This window comes from Bacteroides sp. CACC 737 (assembly GCF_013874375.1).
In the GTDB taxonomy this organism is placed as follows: domain Bacteria; phylum Bacteroidota; class Bacteroidia; order Bacteroidales; family Bacteroidaceae; genus Bacteroides; species Bacteroides uniformis.
Map to the genome: position 1 here is coordinate 2,141,296 of NZ_CP059408.1, position 16,271 is coordinate 2,157,566.

The 16,271-nt window shown below is 44.8% G+C and carries 18 protein-coding genes and 1 tRNA gene; 3 read left to right on the forward strand and 16 right to left on the reverse strand.

Features of this window, described 5'->3' with window-relative positions:
- Window positions 1-64 precede the first annotated feature (64 nt).
- The 6 genes from H1A11_RS09305 to purU all read right to left on the reverse strand — a co-directional run bounded on the left by H1A11_RS09305 (window position 65) and on the right by purU (window position 4,592).
- The gene (locus tag H1A11_RS09305; protein ID WP_117600324.1) at window positions 65-766 is read right to left on the reverse strand and encodes a cell division ATP-binding protein FtsE; all 702 of its coding nucleotides are present in this window, start codon (window positions 764-766) and stop codon (window positions 65-67) included.
- A 36-nt stretch (window positions 767-802) separates the two neighbouring features.
- Entirely contained in the window at window positions 803-1,408 is a 606-nt protein-coding gene (gene hisIE, locus H1A11_RS09310) for a bifunctional phosphoribosyl-AMP cyclohydrolase/phosphoribosyl-ATP diphosphatase HisIE (RefSeq protein WP_117600325.1), read from the reverse strand.
- Between the two features lie 120 nt (window positions 1,409-1,528).
- Window positions 1,529-2,284 (reverse strand): imidazole glycerol phosphate synthase subunit HisF, encoded by a 756-nt coding sequence (gene hisF, locus H1A11_RS09315; protein WP_117600326.1) that lies wholly within the window; start codon window positions 2,282-2,284, stop codon window positions 1,529-1,531.
- A 56-nt stretch (window positions 2,285-2,340) separates the two neighbouring features.
- Window positions 2,341-3,063: a 1-(5-phosphoribosyl)-5-[(5-phosphoribosylamino)methylideneamino]imidazole-4-carboxamide isomerase gene (hisA, locus tag H1A11_RS09320; protein WP_117600327.1), complete on the reverse strand. Its 723-nt coding sequence runs from the start codon at window positions 3,061-3,063 to the stop codon at window positions 2,341-2,343.
- A 20-nt stretch (window positions 3,064-3,083) separates the two neighbouring features.
- Window positions 3,084-3,674, reverse strand: coding sequence for an imidazole glycerol phosphate synthase subunit HisH (gene hisH / locus H1A11_RS09325; protein WP_117965314.1), 591 nt, complete (start codon window positions 3,672-3,674; stop codon window positions 3,084-3,086).
- Window positions 3,675-3,734: 60 nt separating this feature from the next.
- The gene (purU, locus tag H1A11_RS09330; protein WP_117600329.1) at window positions 3,735-4,592 is read right to left on the reverse strand and encodes a formyltetrahydrofolate deformylase; all 858 of its coding nucleotides are present in this window, start codon (window positions 4,590-4,592) and stop codon (window positions 3,735-3,737) included.
- 359 nt (window positions 4,593-4,951) lie between these two features.
- Here purU and H1A11_RS09335 point away from each other — a divergent pair.
- Window positions 4,952-5,025 (forward strand) — tRNA-Asp (locus tag H1A11_RS09335).
- A gap of 546 nt (window positions 5,026-5,571) precedes the next feature.
- Here H1A11_RS09335 and H1A11_RS09340 read toward each other — a convergent pair.
- From H1A11_RS09340 to H1A11_RS09385, 10 genes are all read right to left on the reverse strand, one after another.
- Window positions 5,572-5,994 (reverse strand): GNAT family N-acetyltransferase, encoded by a 423-nt coding sequence (locus H1A11_RS09340; RefSeq protein ID WP_117600330.1) that lies wholly within the window; start codon window positions 5,992-5,994, stop codon window positions 5,572-5,574.
- Window positions 5,995-6,058: 64 nt separating this feature from the next.
- A complete protein-coding gene (locus H1A11_RS09345; RefSeq protein ID WP_117600331.1) occupies window positions 6,059-6,637 on the reverse strand; it encodes a Crp/Fnr family transcriptional regulator in 579 nt (192 codons plus the stop codon).
- A gap of 44 nt (window positions 6,638-6,681) precedes the next feature.
- Window positions 6,682-7,464 carry a Cof-type HAD-IIB family hydrolase gene (locus H1A11_RS09350; protein WP_181758051.1) on the reverse strand — a complete coding sequence of 261 codons (783 nt, stop codon included), beginning with the start codon at window positions 7,462-7,464 and terminating at the stop codon, window positions 6,682-6,684.
- Between the two features lie 44 nt (window positions 7,465-7,508).
- Window positions 7,509-8,408, reverse strand: a complete 900-nt coding sequence (locus tag H1A11_RS09355) for an AraC family transcriptional regulator (RefSeq protein ID WP_119962081.1) — start codon at window positions 8,406-8,408, stop codon at window positions 7,509-7,511.
- Window positions 8,409-8,566: 158 nt separating this feature from the next.
- Window positions 8,567-9,877, reverse strand: a complete 1,311-nt coding sequence (locus H1A11_RS09360) for a DUF58 domain-containing protein (protein ID WP_119962080.1) — start codon at window positions 9,875-9,877, stop codon at window positions 8,567-8,569.
- Entirely contained in the window at window positions 9,874-10,848 is a 975-nt protein-coding gene (locus tag H1A11_RS09365) for a MoxR family ATPase (protein WP_119962079.1), read from the reverse strand. Before H1A11_RS09365 ends, H1A11_RS09360 begins: the two co-directional genes overlap by 4 nt.
- Before the next feature lie 11 nt (window positions 10,849-10,859).
- Window positions 10,860-12,083, reverse strand: coding sequence for a DUF4350 domain-containing protein (locus tag H1A11_RS09370; protein WP_117965320.1), 1,224 nt, complete (start codon window positions 12,081-12,083; stop codon window positions 10,860-10,862).
- The gene (locus H1A11_RS09375) at window positions 12,080-12,694 is read right to left on the reverse strand and encodes a DUF4129 domain-containing protein (RefSeq protein ID WP_117689197.1); all 615 of its coding nucleotides are present in this window, start codon (window positions 12,692-12,694) and stop codon (window positions 12,080-12,082) included. The genes H1A11_RS09370 and H1A11_RS09375 overlap by 4 nt, the downstream gene beginning before the upstream one ends.
- Before the next feature lie 9 nt (window positions 12,695-12,703).
- Window positions 12,704-13,648, reverse strand: a complete 945-nt coding sequence (locus tag H1A11_RS09380) for a hypothetical protein (RefSeq protein ID WP_117600338.1) — start codon at window positions 13,646-13,648, stop codon at window positions 12,704-12,706.
- Complete coding sequence (locus tag H1A11_RS09385) at window positions 13,629-14,591, reverse strand: stage II sporulation protein M (protein WP_117600339.1); 963 nt, start codon at window positions 14,589-14,591, stop codon at window positions 13,629-13,631. Before H1A11_RS09385 ends, H1A11_RS09380 begins: the two co-directional genes overlap by 20 nt.
- 100 nt (window positions 14,592-14,691) lie before the next feature.
- Here H1A11_RS09385 and H1A11_RS09390 point away from each other — a divergent pair, with 100 nt between their 5' ends.
- Together H1A11_RS09390 and H1A11_RS09395 are read left to right on the forward strand one after the other, a co-directional pair.
- The gene (locus tag H1A11_RS09390) at window positions 14,692-15,417 is read left to right on the forward strand and encodes an RDD family protein (protein ID WP_117600340.1); all 726 of its coding nucleotides are present in this window, start codon (window positions 14,692-14,694) and stop codon (window positions 15,415-15,417) included.
- Window positions 15,418-15,542: 125 nt separating this feature from the next.
- On the forward strand, window positions 15,543-16,118 hold the full coding sequence (locus tag H1A11_RS09395) for a DUF4251 domain-containing protein (protein WP_005831464.1): 576 nt from the start codon (window positions 15,543-15,545) through the stop codon (window positions 16,116-16,118).
- Window positions 16,119-16,271 lie beyond the last annotated feature (153 nt).

A 16,271-nucleotide genomic window follows, 5' to 3' on the forward strand; every position in this document is an offset into this window, starting at 1 on the left:
GGCAGCTACGGAGCTCTATCGTTAATTTCTGTTCTTTATAAGAATCAGTAGTCAGAGATAACTACTAATCATTGGTTATTGTAGGGGCGTATTCTGCCGTAACATCAGTCATCAGGTGGTCTGCGCACCGGTACACCTTACCGGGAAACTCTCGCAGCAACTGCAAGTTGTGCGTGGTCATCACCACCAGTGCGCCGGCTTCACTGATGCCGTGCAGAAGCTCTGCAATAACATGTCCGGTTTCCGAATCCAGGTTTCCGGTAGGTTCATCCGCAAGGATTATCTCCGGAGAGTTGAGAACTGCACGCGCAATCACAATGCGCTGCTGCTCACCGCCCGACAGTTCATTGGGCAACTTATATCCTTTGTTGCTCATCCCCACCAGGTTCAGCACCTCTTCTATTTTGTCCTTAATCTCCCCTTTGCTCTTCCAACCGGTAGCACGGAGAACAAATTCAAGATTGTCGTACACCGTACGGTCTGTCAGCAACTGGAAGTCCTGGAATACGATTCCCAGTTTGCGGCGCAACTGCGGGATGTGCTTACGCTTAATATGGAGCATGTCATACCCCAATACCTCAGCCTTGCCCGATGCAATATCCAGTTCACCATAGAAAGTCTTGAGCAGGCTCGTCTTGCCAGAACCCACTTTACCTACCAAGTACACGAACTCCCCTTTGTGAAGTTCCAAATTCACACCGTTCAGTACGCACAACTCCTGCTGGTGTATCTCTACATCCGTATATCTTATCAGCGCCTCGCCCACCCCTATTTTAATTTTTAATTGTTAATTTTTAATTGTTTAGTGTTTCTTCCACGTCGCACTGTGACGTTCCTCCAATTCACGCGCAAGGTCTTCAATGCGGTATCCTTTGGATGTGAGTAGCACGATGAGGTGATACAACAAATCAGCTCCTTCATAAATCAGGCGTTCGTCCGTACCGTTGCAAGCCTCAATGACAGTTTCCACAGCCTCTTCGCCTACCTTCTGTGCCATTTTGTTGACACCGGACTGGAAAAGACTAGTCGTATAGGAACCTTCGGGCATCTCATCATAACGCTTACAGATAAAATCCTGAAGAAGCTTCAAGAACATAACAGGTTGTTCGTTCTTCTCACCCCAGCAAGTATCTGCACCGGTATGGCAAACCGAGCCTACGGGATGTACCTGCACCAGTAACGTATCCCGGTCACAGTCTTCCTTCATGGAAACCACATTCAGGAAGTTACCACTCTCCTCGCCTTTCGTCCAAAGACGGTTCTTGGTACGACTGAAGAAAGTCACCTTTCCGGTTTCCACCGTCTTGTCATAAGCCTCCTTATTCATAAAGCCAAGCATCAGCACCTTAGCGGTATCTGCATCTTGTATAATCGCCGGAACAAGTCCGTTCATCTTGTCAAAATCCATTTTATTTACGATTTAGCTATTTACTATTTACGATTGAATTATTTTAAGTGACTGGAGACTTATGATTTGCTTGAGTAATCCCAATCGTAAATCGTAAATCGTCCAATCGTAAACTCACCTTCATCCTCTCATCGCAATTCCTTGGGCACAAAGGTACGATTTTAATTCGGGAATTTTGATTTCTCCGAAATGAAAAACACTGGCTGCCAGAGCAGCATCTGCTTTTCCCTGCAAAAAGACATCACGAAAATGCTCTTTGACACCTGCTCCCCCCGATGCAATGATAGGGATGGACAAATTGTCGGCAAGGCTGGAAAGCGCTTCATTGGCATAACCAGTCTTGACACCGTCGTGATTCATGCTAGTGAACAATATCTCGCCCGCACCACGTTCCTGGGCTTCTTTTGTCCACGCAAACAGTTCCTTATCCGTTTCCACACGGCCACCGTTCAAGTAACACCACCATCCCTTCTCAGTCTGTTTGGCATCAACTGCCAGTACACAAACCTGCGAACCGAAGTTCTTCGCAATCTCGTCTATCAATCCGGGACGGCGGATAGCAGAGGAATTGATGGAGATTTTATCGGCACCTGCATTCAGTAGCCTATCCACGTCACCCAGTTCATGAATGCCTCCACCTACAGTAAAAGGAATACTGATATTCGCAGCTATGCGTTTCACCAATTCTGTGAAAGTCTTACGACCTTCAAAACTGGCTGTGATGTCGAGAAAAACCAGTTCGTCGGCACCCTGCTCACTATAAGCACGCGCCAGTTCTACCGGGTCACCTGCCTGGCGGAGGTTCACAAAATTGACACCTTTCACGGTCTGCCCATCTTTTATGTCGAGGCAAGGAATGATTCTTTTTGCTAACACGGCGGTTTGAGTTATGAGTTATAAGTTATAAGTGATTAATTTTCAATTTTCACCTTTCAACCAACAAAGTTTTCCAGTTCTTTGAAGGTAATGCGACCTTCGTACAGAGCCTTACCGAAAATAACGGCAGGTATACCGGCAGTTTCCAGCTGGCGGATATCATCAGCACAACTTACTCCTCCACTGGCTATCAAATAGAGTTCAGGGCGGTGCTCCAATATCTCCTTATACAGCGCTATCGATGGTCCTTGCAGCATTCCATCACAACTGATATCAGTACAGATAACCTTATGAACCCCCTTCTCCACATAGTCTTTCAAGAACGGAAACAATTCGCAACCACTCTCATCCTTCCAACCATTGACGGCTATTTTATGCTCTTTCACATCAGCGCCAAGAATAATTTTCTCAGAGCCATACATTTGAAGCCATTTGCAGAACAATTCGGGATTCTTCACAGCAATGCTGCCGCCAGTCACCATCTGCGCACCGTTCTCAAAAGCTATCACCAAATCTTCATCACTCTTTACCCCACCTCCAAAATCTATAATAAGAGACGTACGCACAGCTATCTGTTCCAACGTGCGGTAGTTTACCACATGATGGGAAACCGCACCGTCCAAATCGACCACATGAAGTCTGCGGATACCATGAGCCTCCAGTTCCAAGGCCACTTCCACGGGATTTTCATTGTACACCTTCTTGCTGTCATAATTGCCTTGGGAAAGGCGTACACATTTTCCGTCAATAATGTCAATAGCGGGAATCAGTTCTATCATTTCATTTACGATTTGGCGATTTACAGTTCCAGGAAATTCCGCAAAATACGCTCTCCCACACTTCCACTCTTTTCCGGATGGAACTGTGTGGCGTAGTAATTGTCTTTATGCAAAGCGGCACTGAACGGATGAATATAATCCGTCACGGCTGCCGTACAATCACTGACAGGCACATAGAAACTATGTACGAAATAGACAAACTCTTCTTTAGTAAAGCCTTTAAAAAGGCCACTATTTATCCGAGCAATGGTATTCCATCCCATATGAGGCACTTTATCCTCGTGCCTCTGAGAAATGAAACGTTTCACATCAGTATCAAAAATCCCCAGGCAATCCACATCCCCCTCTTCAGAATGACGGCACATCAACTGCATGCCCAGACAAATGCCCAATACCGGCTGGCGTAATTCCTTTATCAACCTATCCATACCACTGGCACGCAAAAAGTCCATAGTGGTTTCCGCCTCTCCCACACCGGGAAAGATAACCTTATCGGCAGCACGTAGCACAGCCTCATCCGCTGTAATCACTGCCTCTACTCCCAGGCGTTTCAAAGCATAATCCACCGAACGGATATTGCCTGCATTATATTTGATAACTGCAACCTTCATTTTTTTATTGAGAATTGACAATTGAAAGGTAATGACTGGTTCCACACCATCAATTATCAACTAATTAAATATTACTGTTTTATTCCTATATGCCAACACCTTGCGTTCAATATGCTTCTGAACAGCACGGGAAAGTACAATCTTTTCCAAGTCCTTGCCCTTGTTCACCAAATCTTGCACAGTGTCCTTGTGTGTAATACGCACCACATCCTGCTCTATGATAGGACCGGCATCCAACTCTGTGGTAACATAGTGGCTGGTGGCTCCAATAATCTTCACTCCACGTTCAAACGCAGCATGATAGGGCTTCGCTCCTACAAATGCCGGAAGGAAAGAATGATGGATATTGATTATCCTATTAGGATAAGCATTTATCATTTGCTCGGAAATGACCTGCATGTAGCGTGCCAGCACTATGAAAGTTATCTTATGTTCTGCCAGTAGCTCCATTTCCTTCTTCTCTTGTTCCTCCTTTGTCTCTTTGGTGATGGGGAAAAGATGGAAAGGAATACCGAAACGCTCTGCCACATGCTGCAAATCAGGATGATTGCTTATGATAAGAGGTATCTCTACGTTCCACTCACCGGCAGTATAACGCGCCAGCAAGTCGAACAAGCAATGGGACATCTTCGAGACAAAAATAGCCATGCGCGGTTTTGTATCGGAGAAATAGAGACGGAAATTCATCTCATACTTCTGTGCATACAAGGTGGCAAAATAATCTTCAATCTTTTCTTGAGGTACCAGAAAATCCTTCAATTCCCATTCTATACGCATGAAAAAGATATTCTCTACATGGTCTACATACTGATCTAGATAGATAATATTACCTTTGTTCACCGTTATAAAGTCTGTTACTTCTGCCAATATGCCAGGTTTGTCAGGGCAGTGCAGCAACAGTTTGGCTGTTTTCATCATCCTAAAATGTTTTTTATCATTTTTCAAATTACAACATTCTCGTTTTGAGTTCGCAAAAATAACGATTTATTGCAAAACAAAGAACTTTTCGAGCAAGAAGTTTAAAACAAGCTCCGAAATGTTTCGTTTTCTCCAGGAGAGATTTTCATATCAAGAACAAAACAGTGCATAAACAAATTTCTAAACAGTTGTTAAATTTACTTTTCTCTCATTTTTACAATCTTCTCAATATGAGGATATAAAGCAAATACAGCACAAAACGCTTGAAAAAAAATTCGTCATAGCTATTGCAGATATCAAAGAAATGCCTACCTTTGCAACCGCAATCGAGAGAGATAGCTACAAAAAAATGAAATAATGGTGCGTTAGTTCAGTTGGTTAGAATACATGCCTGTCACGCATGGGGTCACGGGTTCGAGTCCCGTACGCACCGCGAATAATAAAGTAAACCTCTGAAATTTAATAATTTCAGAGGTTTACTTTATTATTCTTCCGACAAAAATGGAAAGTCGAAATATCCGGTGCACAAGCAACTTTCGGGTTTCAGCCTTCTCAGATTTACATCGCAAGAATAAGAAACTGAGCAGCAATGAATGGATAGATCGCCCCCTGGATAAGGGTAAGACCTGAAGAAGATATAGGCAGAATCCATAATATCCCATACTTTTTTATCACGGAGGTTTTATGATAAGGATTTGGGAATTATACATCAAGCTTCTCCACATTACACATAGAACATCAAGGGAAAAAGTACCCACATCCGGAGAGTAAAAGCCACACTTCCGACACTGCATGCAACGGGATTGCCCCCTTAAATGCAGTATTTGTACGAAGAAAGTGAAGAATAAGCCCTAAATCGGTGTTAATAGATATTAGGGTAAAAAAGCATCGTTAAGTTCTTACTATCAGAAATTAAATCTGTAAATGAAAAGAAAAAGTAGTGCTGTCAATTACATCTTTATTTAAAATTGGATGCGGGCTACAACTGCATGTGTAAAATAGGATACTCTTTACCTTCTCCGTCCAAATCGGACCTTTTGTATACGTTAAAGCCTATATATTTATAAAAACCGACAGCTTGAATATTCTGCTCGTTCACATCGACTTTTGTTACCTGCAAATGATTTATGGCATAAGTAACCAGTTTTTTCCCAATTCCTATGCTTCGATAATTATTGTCAATAAACAACATTTCAAGATTTCCTTCTGCAATTCCCATAAATCCGATTAAGATTCCCTCCTGTTCAAATCCGAATAGAGTGACATACTGAAAATATACCGGAAGCTGTTCCTTATAGTATAGAAAATCTTCCTCTTTAAGAAAATCATGTGTACTCAATACTGCACTTTCCCAAATTTCTATCAAACGTGGATAATCCGTAACTTTAATTTTTCTAATCATAATTGTAATTGCTATTTAAAGCCGCAAAGTTCGGAACTTATACATTCAATGCACTGAACCCAGGTTAAAAAATACGTTTACGGATTCTGCTTAGTGCTTGCGGCGTGATACCCAAATAAGAAGCTATATCTTTGAGTGGTATATAGTTTAATGTAATGCCATATTCTTCAATCATCTGTAGATAATACTGTTCAGGAGAATATTTAATCAGGTCGATATTTCTTTTCAAGAGTTTATTCAGTAGTATAGCATTCAAATCTTCAAATACAGTTTTCACCTTAGGAATAGCAGTATACAGTTCATCTACTCGCTTCTTGTCTATTCGGTAAATAACGCTATCTACAATTGTCTGCACATTAAATGCAGATTTTGTTTGTAAGGTAAAAGATATGTTCGACATTGAAAACGTACCTTCTTTACAAAACCAAAAAATCTGCTCTTCCCCTTTATGATTCAAAAGCCAACAACGTAACATCCCATCATAAACGAAATAACTATATCTTTCTATTTCTCCTTCCTTAATCAAAAATGTATCTTTACTAATCAATATCCGCTCAAAATATCGGTCAAATAACTTAGATTCCTCTAAATTAAAAGTATTGATGCTAAAATTAAATTCTTTAAGCAGTTTTTCTAAAAGCATAATATTCACTGACTATAGTTTTTATAAGTTTTGACAGCCGATTTTTATTCCACAATACCAAAATGAACCAGAGCGTTCCGGATACCATGCCCATCCACCGTCTCCGTTATATAATCGGCAACGCTTTTCACAGCCTCGGAAGCTCCTCCCATAGCTATTCCCATCCCGGCTGCACGAATCATGGAAATATCATTCCCGCCATCACCAAAAGCGATGGTTCCTGAAACATCAAATCCATAATAGGAAGCAAACTCATTGATACCCATAGCCTTGCTTACTCCCGCCACATTGACATCCGCAAAGAAAGGGTTCCATCTGGAAACAGAAAGTCCGGGAAGTTGTGCCATAACTTCTTTTTCCATTTCTTCATCACAATATATGCATAACTGACAGCATCCGCCTCCCATAAATTCCTTTTCAATGTCTGCCACCGGCGGTGTAGGGTGGTTGACCAGCCTGGCCAATTCGACGACGGTCGGATTGAGTTCGTTGACAAAAATACCTTTATTCGTTTCGATAGCCAGAGCAAACCCATAATGTTGAGCCAATACCAGTACCCTCTGAAAATCCTTTTCGGGAATCTGTTTACGAGATATAGGAGTGCCATCTCTCAGTACACAATCGGACCCATTCAAAGCTATCACTGCATCGTATGGAATCTCTTCAAGTTCGTGAAGATCGGTAAACGCCCTCCCAGTTGCTATTATGATTTTTATATCGGATTCATGAACTTGCTGCAACGCTTCGATAGCCGACTGCGGAACGCGGTGAGTGTCGAAACTCACCAATGTTCCGTCTACATCTAAAAATATAGCTTTGGTCTCCATTATAAAATATTTTGGTCTAATAAATTATATATATTTCCCTCATCTCAATTTTGTGAATATCTATATTCATTCGGTGCAACTCCCGTTGCTTTCTTAAACACCAGACTGAAATATTGCACACTCGGATAGCCCAGCCGACGCGCTACGGCAGCAGGTGTATTACCGCCTTCCGACAACATCTTCCTGGCCGTGTACAAGCATTTGAGCTGGAAATGTTCAGCCAATGTCTTGCCGGTTTCAAACCTCAGCAAATCATCAAAGTAAGCCGTCGAAAGATTCAGTCTTCCGGCACAGCATCCGGAAGTGGGCAGCTTCCCCTCCTGCAACTTTCCGGAAGTGATATATTCGTCCAATATCCCTTCCATTTTCCCCAGAATCATCTTGTTCTTATTCTCACGGGTGATGAATTGCCGCTCATAGTAACGTGAGCAATAATCCAGCAGCAATTCGATGTGACGGGACAAGATGGTATTGCTATGCGTATCAATGGAATGATGAAGTTCATCCTCGATATTCTCAAAGCAACACGTCACTTTGGCCGTTTCGCGCTGTGACAGATGCAACGCCTCCTCTTTGCGGTAGAAAAAGAAAGTATAGTTGTCGATATGATTCTTTAACGTAGTACAAAGCAATAAATCGGGATGAAATGCCAGCAGCCAGCCTTTGTCCGGAAGCGTATTATTCTTGTTCATCCGGAATATCTCGCCGGGAGTAAGAAATACCATCGTAGCATTGGAATAATCATAATATTTCCGCCCGCAACAGTCGCATCCCCCTTCACAATCCTCTATCAGCAGGATAGCATAGAACTCAAACTTCACGGCATCCTGATACACATTAGGATTTTCCAGATTAATAATGCTTACCTGGGGATGCAGCGTTTTGCATCCCAAACACCGGTTACACTCACATACAGTCTTTATGTCCAATGTATTGTCTTTCATCACCTATAAAGCCATTCTCAATTATTGCAACTTCAGATATCTAAAATCGTTAAGGATATGTTTTCCAAACGTTCACAATATCCCAATTACAAAATTAGAGGAAAATCCGGATACTTTCACTACCCTTATTACGGATTATATAACCTTAGTTACTGTCTTTATATCTGGTTACGTGACTTCATCTCCAGATACTTGTTTATCACATCGACAGAAAGATTCTCCGGTGTAGTCAGTAAAGAACAGATGCCGTGCTGCTTCAAGGTGGAAACAATCAACCGCTTCTCAAATACAAATTTCTCGGCAATGACATGACGGTAATAACCTTCCGTATCTTTTGCAGGCGTGGCGATGTACTCTTCCAAATCGGTATCTTCAAAGAAGATGACAAGCAACCGGTGCTGACGGTTCAACTGCTGTAGATAAGCCAGTTGGCGGTTCAGGCTGCTTATACCGGAAAAGTTAGTGTACAGCACCAAAAGGCTCCGTTTGTTGACATGCTTGTTCAAGTGTACGCACAATGAGGAAAAGTCGGTCTCCCCAAAAGTAGTCTGCTGGCTGTAAAGGTTCTCCAATAACGCCTGCATTTGTCCGGGCTGTCGGGAAGCGGGGATAAATGTATCAAAGTGCTCGTTAAACGTCACCAGTCCGGCTTTATCCTCCTTCCGCATGGCAACGTATGAAAGGACAAGGGAGGCGTTGATTGCATAGTCGAGCAAAGTCATTCCGCGAAATGCCTGCTGCATAACCCGCCCCTTGTCTATCACATTATAGATTTGCTGGGAACGTTCGTCTTGATAGACATTGACCATGAGTTCGTGCCGCCGGGCACTCGCCTTCCAGTTTATCGTGCGGTAATCATCCCCTTTCACATACTCCTTTATCTGTTCGAACTCCGTATGATGCCCCACCCTGCGGATGCGCTTTATCCCCAGCTCGGTCAGGTTGTCACTGATGGCCAGCAGCTCATACCGATGAAGCATCAGATAGGACGGATATACCTTGACATCCTGAGGAGCACCGCAAGTATATCTGCGGGAAAGCAGTCCCATCCTGCCTGCCACAAACACCCGAATCCGTCCGAAAGAGTAAATCCCCCGCCGCGTGGGACGCAGATGATAGGTAATCGTCCTGCCCTCACTCGCCCGGAGCTTCATCCTGAAATCAACATTCCGCAACTGGAATTCAAAAGGAATCTCATCCACCACTTCCACAGCTACCGGATACGGATAACTGCTCTCCACACGTATGTTCACAGCGTTCTCATCTCCGTTGGAGAAACGGGTAGCGCACTGACGGAAAGCCCGGATGCCACGAACGCGATAGAGCATAACCCCATCCACCAGCACCGACAAGGCCAGGACAAACAGCGCCCACTGCCCGATTGTAAAGAACGGAGCAAAAGCATACCCGATACCCATCAGCAGGATAATCAGCACAAGAGTCATATAGAAGCGGCGGCCCAGTCTCATTTCGGAACTTCCACTTTATCAATCAGACGTTGCGTCACTTTTACCGGTGAATAACCTTCCATCTCGGCTTCTGCCGTCAATATCAGGCGGTGCTGAAGTACATACGGAGCAACGAACTTTATGTCCTCCGGTGTCACGAAATCACGTCCTTGCAACAGTGCATACGCCTTCGAAGCCTGCATCATTGCCACAGATGCACGTGGAGAGGCTCCTAAATACACAGCTTTGCTGGTACGCGTCTGTTGCACTATCAGCGCGATGTATTGAAGCAGTGTACGATCCACAAACACCTGCTCCATCAGCCTGCGCAATGACAGCAGTTCTTCCTTTGTAAGGACAGGCGTCAGACTATCCAGCTTCACCAGCGAAGCATTCGTGTGGTGACGCTCCAGAATATCCACCTCCTCCTCCAACGAAGGGTATCCCATGGTTATCTTCATCAAAAAACGGTCCAATTGCGCTTCGGGCAATTTATAAGTACCCTCCTGTTCCACCGGATTCTGGGTTGCCAGAATCGTATAAAGTTCTCCCATTTGATGCGTGGTGCCGTCAATGCTGACCTGCCGTTCTTCCATAACCTCAAACAAGGCGGCTTGCGTCTTGGCAGGAGCACGGTTTATCTCGTCCACCAGCACGATGTCGGCAAATACCGGTCCTTGATGGAAGTCAAAGTCATTGGTTTTCATGTTGAAGACCGTAGTCCCCAACACGTCACTCGGCATCAAGTCCGGAGTAAACTGAATGCGGCTGAAATCCGCCTTAATCAAACGGGCAACCAGACGGGCAAGCAGCGTCTTTGCCACCCCCGGCACTCCCTCCAGCAACACATGGCCGTTTGCCAGGACAGCCGTCAGTACCAGGTCCACTATCTGCTCCTGCCCCACTATGACCGTAGCAATCCGGTCCTTCAACGCTTGTATCTTCTCGGAAAAGAGAGTCAAGTCCACCCGTTTTTCTGTGTTCTCTTCCATAAATATCTTCTTTATATATGATTGATTATTTCATTCATTTTATCGACAAGCCGTTTCATCTCCTCCTCAGAGATGCTGCGCCCTCCGTACACCACCGGCCTCACCTCGCGGATGAATGCGGCAATTTCCCCCGCTTCCATACCCGTCTTCCGGGCAATCCTGCCGAAAGAGCGCTCATCCTCTGCCACTTCCTCCACATCCACTTGCATTTCCCTCCTCAGTTCCTCCGCAAAATAGAGATATTTCTTGCGGACTAAGTCAGCATGGTCCTTCTTCTGATAATAAAGGGTACCTATCAACTCTGCAAACTCCAAAGACTTATTCTCCGGTTCGCGGATAACGGGAATGGCACGCTGCTTCCTACGGGCTGTAAATATCATAAAGAGCAGGATGGAAACCATACTCAAGTACAATGCCCAGCGAAGCGGAGGCTGCGAAAGGAAATAGCGAAAAGGAGACATCTGTGCCTGGGCTGTTTCTTTCATATAGCCTTCGGTACGGACAATGGGAAATCCACCCATTTGGGACAATATACGAAAAAGATAAGCCGCATTCTTCCCATCCAGCACACCATAGTTCGTAAAAAGCAGGGGAGTGGAAGCCAGTATAACCTCCCCCTTTCCCCAAGAAACTGACATGGCAACCGGATGAGCAGCTTCTCCGGTAACAGTTTTTTCCGCCAACACTTTACAAGAAATGGAATCTGCAAAGAAATAAGACTGGCAAAGTTGGGGATAGAAACAGAAAGTCTGCTGCGGATAAACCGCCGAATCCCCCACCCAGCACAAACTGTCTTTCGAGAGCAATGCAGTGGCATATTTTTTCAAAGCCGACGGACTGAAATAGGAATAGCTGCACTCAAATCCCAGCGTATCTTTCAAAATACGGCTGAAAGAGCTCCCCGCCAGCATAATCCGGTCTCCCCGTCCCGCCATCTTCAACATCGCCTCCACATCTACATCCGTCAGATGCAGGTTATCGGTAACAACCAGTATTCCGCGGCGAAGCGTCGTATCTTCCTGCTCCAGCTCATAAAAAGTCTTTCTCGACAACGAATATCCCTTCGGCAACGATGAAGACACCAGGCTATCGAACACGGCACAGCCGAACGGTTGCTTGTCATAATGGCTGAACGTAGGGTTCCAGACAAACTTCTTCGGCAGACGGCACTCTATCGCAAACATCAACACCAGAAAAGCAATGATACCGGCTATAAACCAATGGTTCCCCTTCATGCCATCCCTCCTTTCTCCACTTCTTTCTGCAAATCCCGCATCGCATGGAACAATGTTTCGGTCGCTTCAAAATTTCCGTAACGTACCCGTAGAAAATGGCTGGTCATTTGGCGGAAAGCTGGCAGACGGACTTCATAGATATATTGTGTAGGCGTTTTATATAACTGCCAGTCTATACGTTTTCCGTCGCTGAGCTGTTTCAGCGTCTGCAGATAGAGCAAACGCACCGCCTCCCGATAATCCGTCCGGACAAGCGCATCGGCAATTCCCTCCGCAAAATCCACTCCATAGATGGTATCCTCCCCCACTGTATAGGGCAGGGTACTCTTGCGCGAATGCATGAACAGTTCCGGACGCTTCTTGTACACAAACCAGATGACCAATACAAGGATAAGAATGGCAATGCATATCAACACGACCTCCGAATATTCTGCCACCAACGTATTCCCGAATATCTTGTCCAGCAGCTTGCCGAACCATCTGCTGAACCACTCAAGTACATTAATTTCGGGAGCTATCAGCTCACGGCTGTAAGCAAACGCCGGGTCGGACTGCCAAACGGCAATCTGTGCAGTATCACAAACCAGTGTATCAGCCGGAACCATATTCATAGTCCGTTATCAGAGTTTATCAAAATTGTCAATATCACTCTCTACCATCACATAATCTATCTTTTCCGAAGCATGACCGTATTGATAAGCCAGTCCCAGCAATGAGAAAATCATGGACATATAAACGCCGAATGCCTGGACCACCGCCAGCAGATAAAGCACAAAGCTATAGGCTGCCGATACAGTGGCACCGCCACCTGCATCAGTCATTGCAAAGATATATTTCACAATGGTCCCGATATACCATGGAATCATCGTCACTCCTTGCAAGATGGCGGCGATGAATCCCATAACAATGGAAATCAGTACGATACCTCCCCAGGTAGCGAAACCCAGTCGGTAGGCCTTCTTCAAGGCATCTATGATATAGATATCTTCGAACAGATAGACTGGAGCCCAAATAGCCAGTGGCACAGACACCACCACAACAAGCAGAACGAACAAGAACGCAAGCGCTATAAACGGAATGATGGTGGCTATAAAACCAACAATAAGCCCTACAAACAGCACCAAAAGCACACTGACAATCATTATCAGAAATACCCTTCTGACATTACGGAACAACAAGGGCTTCAGCATCCCTAACGTCACTCCCTCCAAGCGTTCTTCCCGTTCATTGTAAGTACGGACCAATGCGTAGACCAAAGAGGTCAGCATGACAGTTCCCAGCAGATATAGAACGGCATACAGACTGTAATAAGTCACCAGCGCCATGATGGACGCTCCGACAACAGAAGAGTCGAACGAGCCTCCGGTCATATCACCCAAAACCATTGTACCGCTCATCAGCCCGTTCAGGCTCAGCCCCTGAAGCAGGCAAAGCGGCAACATCAGATATGTAGTGAATTTCATCAACGGCTTCCAGTTCTCTTTGATAAAATCAAAGGTAGCAGTTAGTTTCTCTCCAAAAGAACGTTGTACATACAGTGCGATTTTAGGTTTCTGTGCTTCCATGCTTCTTTCTGTTAGGTAAATAAATATAATAAAAAAAGATAAACGACAAAGAAAGTAGAATAAAGCCGAACCTCAAAGCATCCGAAAGTTCGGTATGACGGGTAACAAATCCTTCTATAAATCCTGCCATGATGAATACGGGTACCGTACCCACCACTATTTTCAGTCCTTTTTTGGCTCCCCGTTTGAAAGATTCCAGCCTTGAATAGGTTCCGGGAAAGAGCCATCCGTTGCCCAGGGCAAGACCGGCGGCACCGGCTACAATAATCGCCCAGATTTCGAGTGTCCCGTGCAGCCAAATGGCAAGGGAGGACTCCCAAAGCAAGTCGTGCTGATAAAAGAAGGTTTGGAAAGCCCCTATCATGATGCCATTGTTAAGGAGCATGTATCCGGTGCCAAAACTGGTCAGCAGCCCCATGGCAAAGCAGTTGAAGGAGACCATGATATTGTTCAGCGTGATACTCAGAAACATGGGGAACTCGGAGGAACCGTTATATACAGCCATGGGTTCACCATTAGCGATATTGTTCAAAGTCATATCCACATAAGAGTTTCCTAAAATCAAACGCACAAAATCGGGGTCTCCGGCAGCAGATACCACTCCTATCAATGCGCTGACCACAAATATAATGAAGGAAGCCACTAACTCACGGCGTGCATCGTGCATGGCCGAAGGCACTTCACGGGTCCAGTAGGTGATAATTCTTGACCATTTCTCGCGCTTGTTTCTATAAATGCGGTTGTGCAATGCCGAGGCAAGATTGTTCAGATAGATAGTGATGCGGGAAGCGGGGAAATGCGTTTGGGCAAAAGCCAGGTCTGCCGTAAGCTCCGTATATGCGTCGGCAAGCTCATCGGGAGACAGACTGTCCGCCTGCTCCACTATTTTTTCTGCTTGTTTCCATTTTTCGATGTTCCGCCGGATAAACGTCACTTCTTTCATACCCCATGAATATTTCAGAGAAGTTTTGTCTGAAATCGGTAACAAAAATAAGAGAATAATGATATATTTGCAATGAAATACTAAAAATGTTTTATCAGGAATGGCAGAATCTACAATTATCACCGGGCAGTTTGTCCGCATCAGTCAAACGCCTGCCAGTATCGGTGAACGGCTCATTGCACTGGTCATAGACTATATTCTGCTCGGATTCTATGTATTTTCTACTTTGGCCTTGTTTTCACGGATTCATCTGCCCTCTGATTTCACGATGCTTTTCTTCCTCGCTATCGTCTACCTGCCGGTCTTGTTTTACGCATTTCTCTGCGAAATGTTCAACCAGGGACAAAGTCTCGGCAAGCGGCTGATGAACATCCGTGTCGTAAAAGCAGACGGTTCCACGCCCGGTATAGGCTCGTACCTGCTCCGATGGCTTCTCTTTCCTATCGACGGACCGGTGACCGGTGGCCTGGGACTTCTGGTCGTCCTTTTGACCAAAAACAGCCAGCGAATGGGCGACCTTGCTGCCGGCACCATGGTAATCAAGGAAAAGAATTACCGCAAGATACACGTCAGCCTCGATGAGTTCGACTACCTGACCAAAGACTACCGGCCTACCTATCCACAAGCTTCCGACTTGTCATTGGAGCAAATCAACGTCATTACTCGGACCCTGCAATCGGGTAAGAAAGACCGTACACGACACATTGCCTCCCTTGCGAAAAAAGTGCAGGTACTTCTCTCCATCACTCCTCATGACGGTAACCCGGAAAACTTTCTTCAAACCATTCTCCGGGACTACCAGTATTATGCCTTGGAAGAAATTTAATACAAACTTCCAACAAAACCCAAGAAGTGTTAAGTCTTACGCTTATTTAAGATTCAAGCTGCATCTTTTTGGTTTTTCATTTGTTAATTAACCAGAAGGTCTTAACTAAATAACAAAGAACAATTATGAAACGAATCATTACATTAATCACACTGGTGTTGGTAAGTGCATCTACCTTGATGTATGCACAGAGTAGTAACGAAACGCGCCGTGCAGAGCGTAAAGCCCAACGCGAAGCCCAGAAAGCACGCGAAAAAGCGGAAAATGAAAGGAACTATGCCATTGCCGTCCAGGCATTGAAAGAGGGCAAGTTTGTATTGGAAGCAGACCAGCTGGTATTCAAGAGAGGAAGGAGTGCATTTGTTTCATCGACAACAAACTTCGTTATGATGGACGGTGAACACGCATCTGTACAAATAGCTGCCAACAGTGCCCTTGCAGGCCCCAACGGAATAGGCGGCATCACAGTGGACGGCAGCAGAAAGGAAATGAAAATCACGACCGACAAAAAGGGAAACGTGAATTGCAGCTTCAGCGTACAAGGCATCGGAATATCCGCACAAGTGCATATCACACTGACCAACGGCGGCAATAATGCATCAGCAAGAATCAGCCCGAACTTCAATTCGAATACCCTGACGCTGAACGGAGTCCTGGTTCCATTGTCCCAGTCAAACGTTTACAAAGGGCGGGCTTTATAAAACGCTCCTTTTGTCCGTACAAAGTATGAAGAAAAGAAGATATTCATATCGTGTTCGCAGGATATGAATATCATGTAGACATGAAATTAATAGAATGCAATACAAGGAATTAATGTTCTGTATAACAGTTTATTAATTCCTTGTATTGCATAT

Coding starts and splice junctions, on each gene's coding strand:
- H1A11_RS09385 (WP_117600339.1), bottom strand. CDS start 14,591: ATGAAAGAAGTGACGTTTATCCGGCGGAACATCGAAAAATGGAAACAA.
- H1A11_RS09355 (WP_119962081.1), bottom strand. CDS start 8,408: ATGAAAGACAATACATTGGACATAAAGACTGTATGTGAGTGTAACCGG.
- H1A11_RS09340 (WP_117600330.1), bottom strand. CDS start 5,994: ATGATTAGAAAAATTAAAGTTACGGATTATCCACGTTTGATAGAAATT.
- H1A11_RS09350 (WP_181758051.1), bottom strand. CDS start 7,464: ATGGAGACCAAAGCTATATTTTTAGATGTAGACGGAACATTGGTGAGT.
- H1A11_RS09375 (WP_117689197.1), bottom strand. CDS start 12,694: ATGAATATGGTTCCGGCTGATACACTGGTTTGTGATACTGCACAGATT.
- H1A11_RS09365 (WP_119962079.1), bottom strand. CDS start 10,848: ATGGAAGAGAACACAGAAAAACGGGTGGACTTGACTCTCTTTTCCGAG.
- H1A11_RS09395 (WP_005831464.1), top strand. CDS start 15,543: ATGAAACGAATCATTACATTAATCACACTGGTGTTGGTAAGTGCATCT.
- hisIE (WP_117600325.1), bottom strand. CDS start 1,408: ATGGATTTTGACAAGATGAACGGACTTGTTCCGGCGATTATACAAGAT.
- H1A11_RS09390 (WP_117600340.1), top strand. CDS start 14,692: ATGGCAGAATCTACAATTATCACCGGGCAGTTTGTCCGCATCAGTCAA.
- H1A11_RS09345 (WP_117600331.1), bottom strand. CDS start 6,637: ATGCTTTTAGAAAAACTGCTTAAAGAATTTAATTTTAGCATCAATACT.
- purU (WP_117600329.1), bottom strand. CDS start 4,592: ATGATGAAAACAGCCAAACTGTTGCTGCACTGCCCTGACAAACCTGGC.
- H1A11_RS09380 (WP_117600338.1), bottom strand. CDS start 13,648: ATGGAAGCACAGAAACCTAAAATCGCACTGTATGTACAACGTTCTTTT.
- hisH (WP_117965314.1), bottom strand. CDS start 3,674: ATGAAGGTTGCAGTTATCAAATATAATGCAGGCAATATCCGTTCGGTG.
- H1A11_RS09370 (WP_117965320.1), bottom strand. CDS start 12,083: ATGAAGGGGAACCATTGGTTTATAGCCGGTATCATTGCTTTTCTGGTG.
- hisA (WP_117600327.1), bottom strand. CDS start 3,063: ATGATAGAACTGATTCCCGCTATTGACATTATTGACGGAAAATGTGTA.
- H1A11_RS09360 (WP_119962080.1), bottom strand. CDS start 9,877: ATGAGACTGGGCCGCCGCTTCTATATGACTCTTGTGCTGATTATCCTG.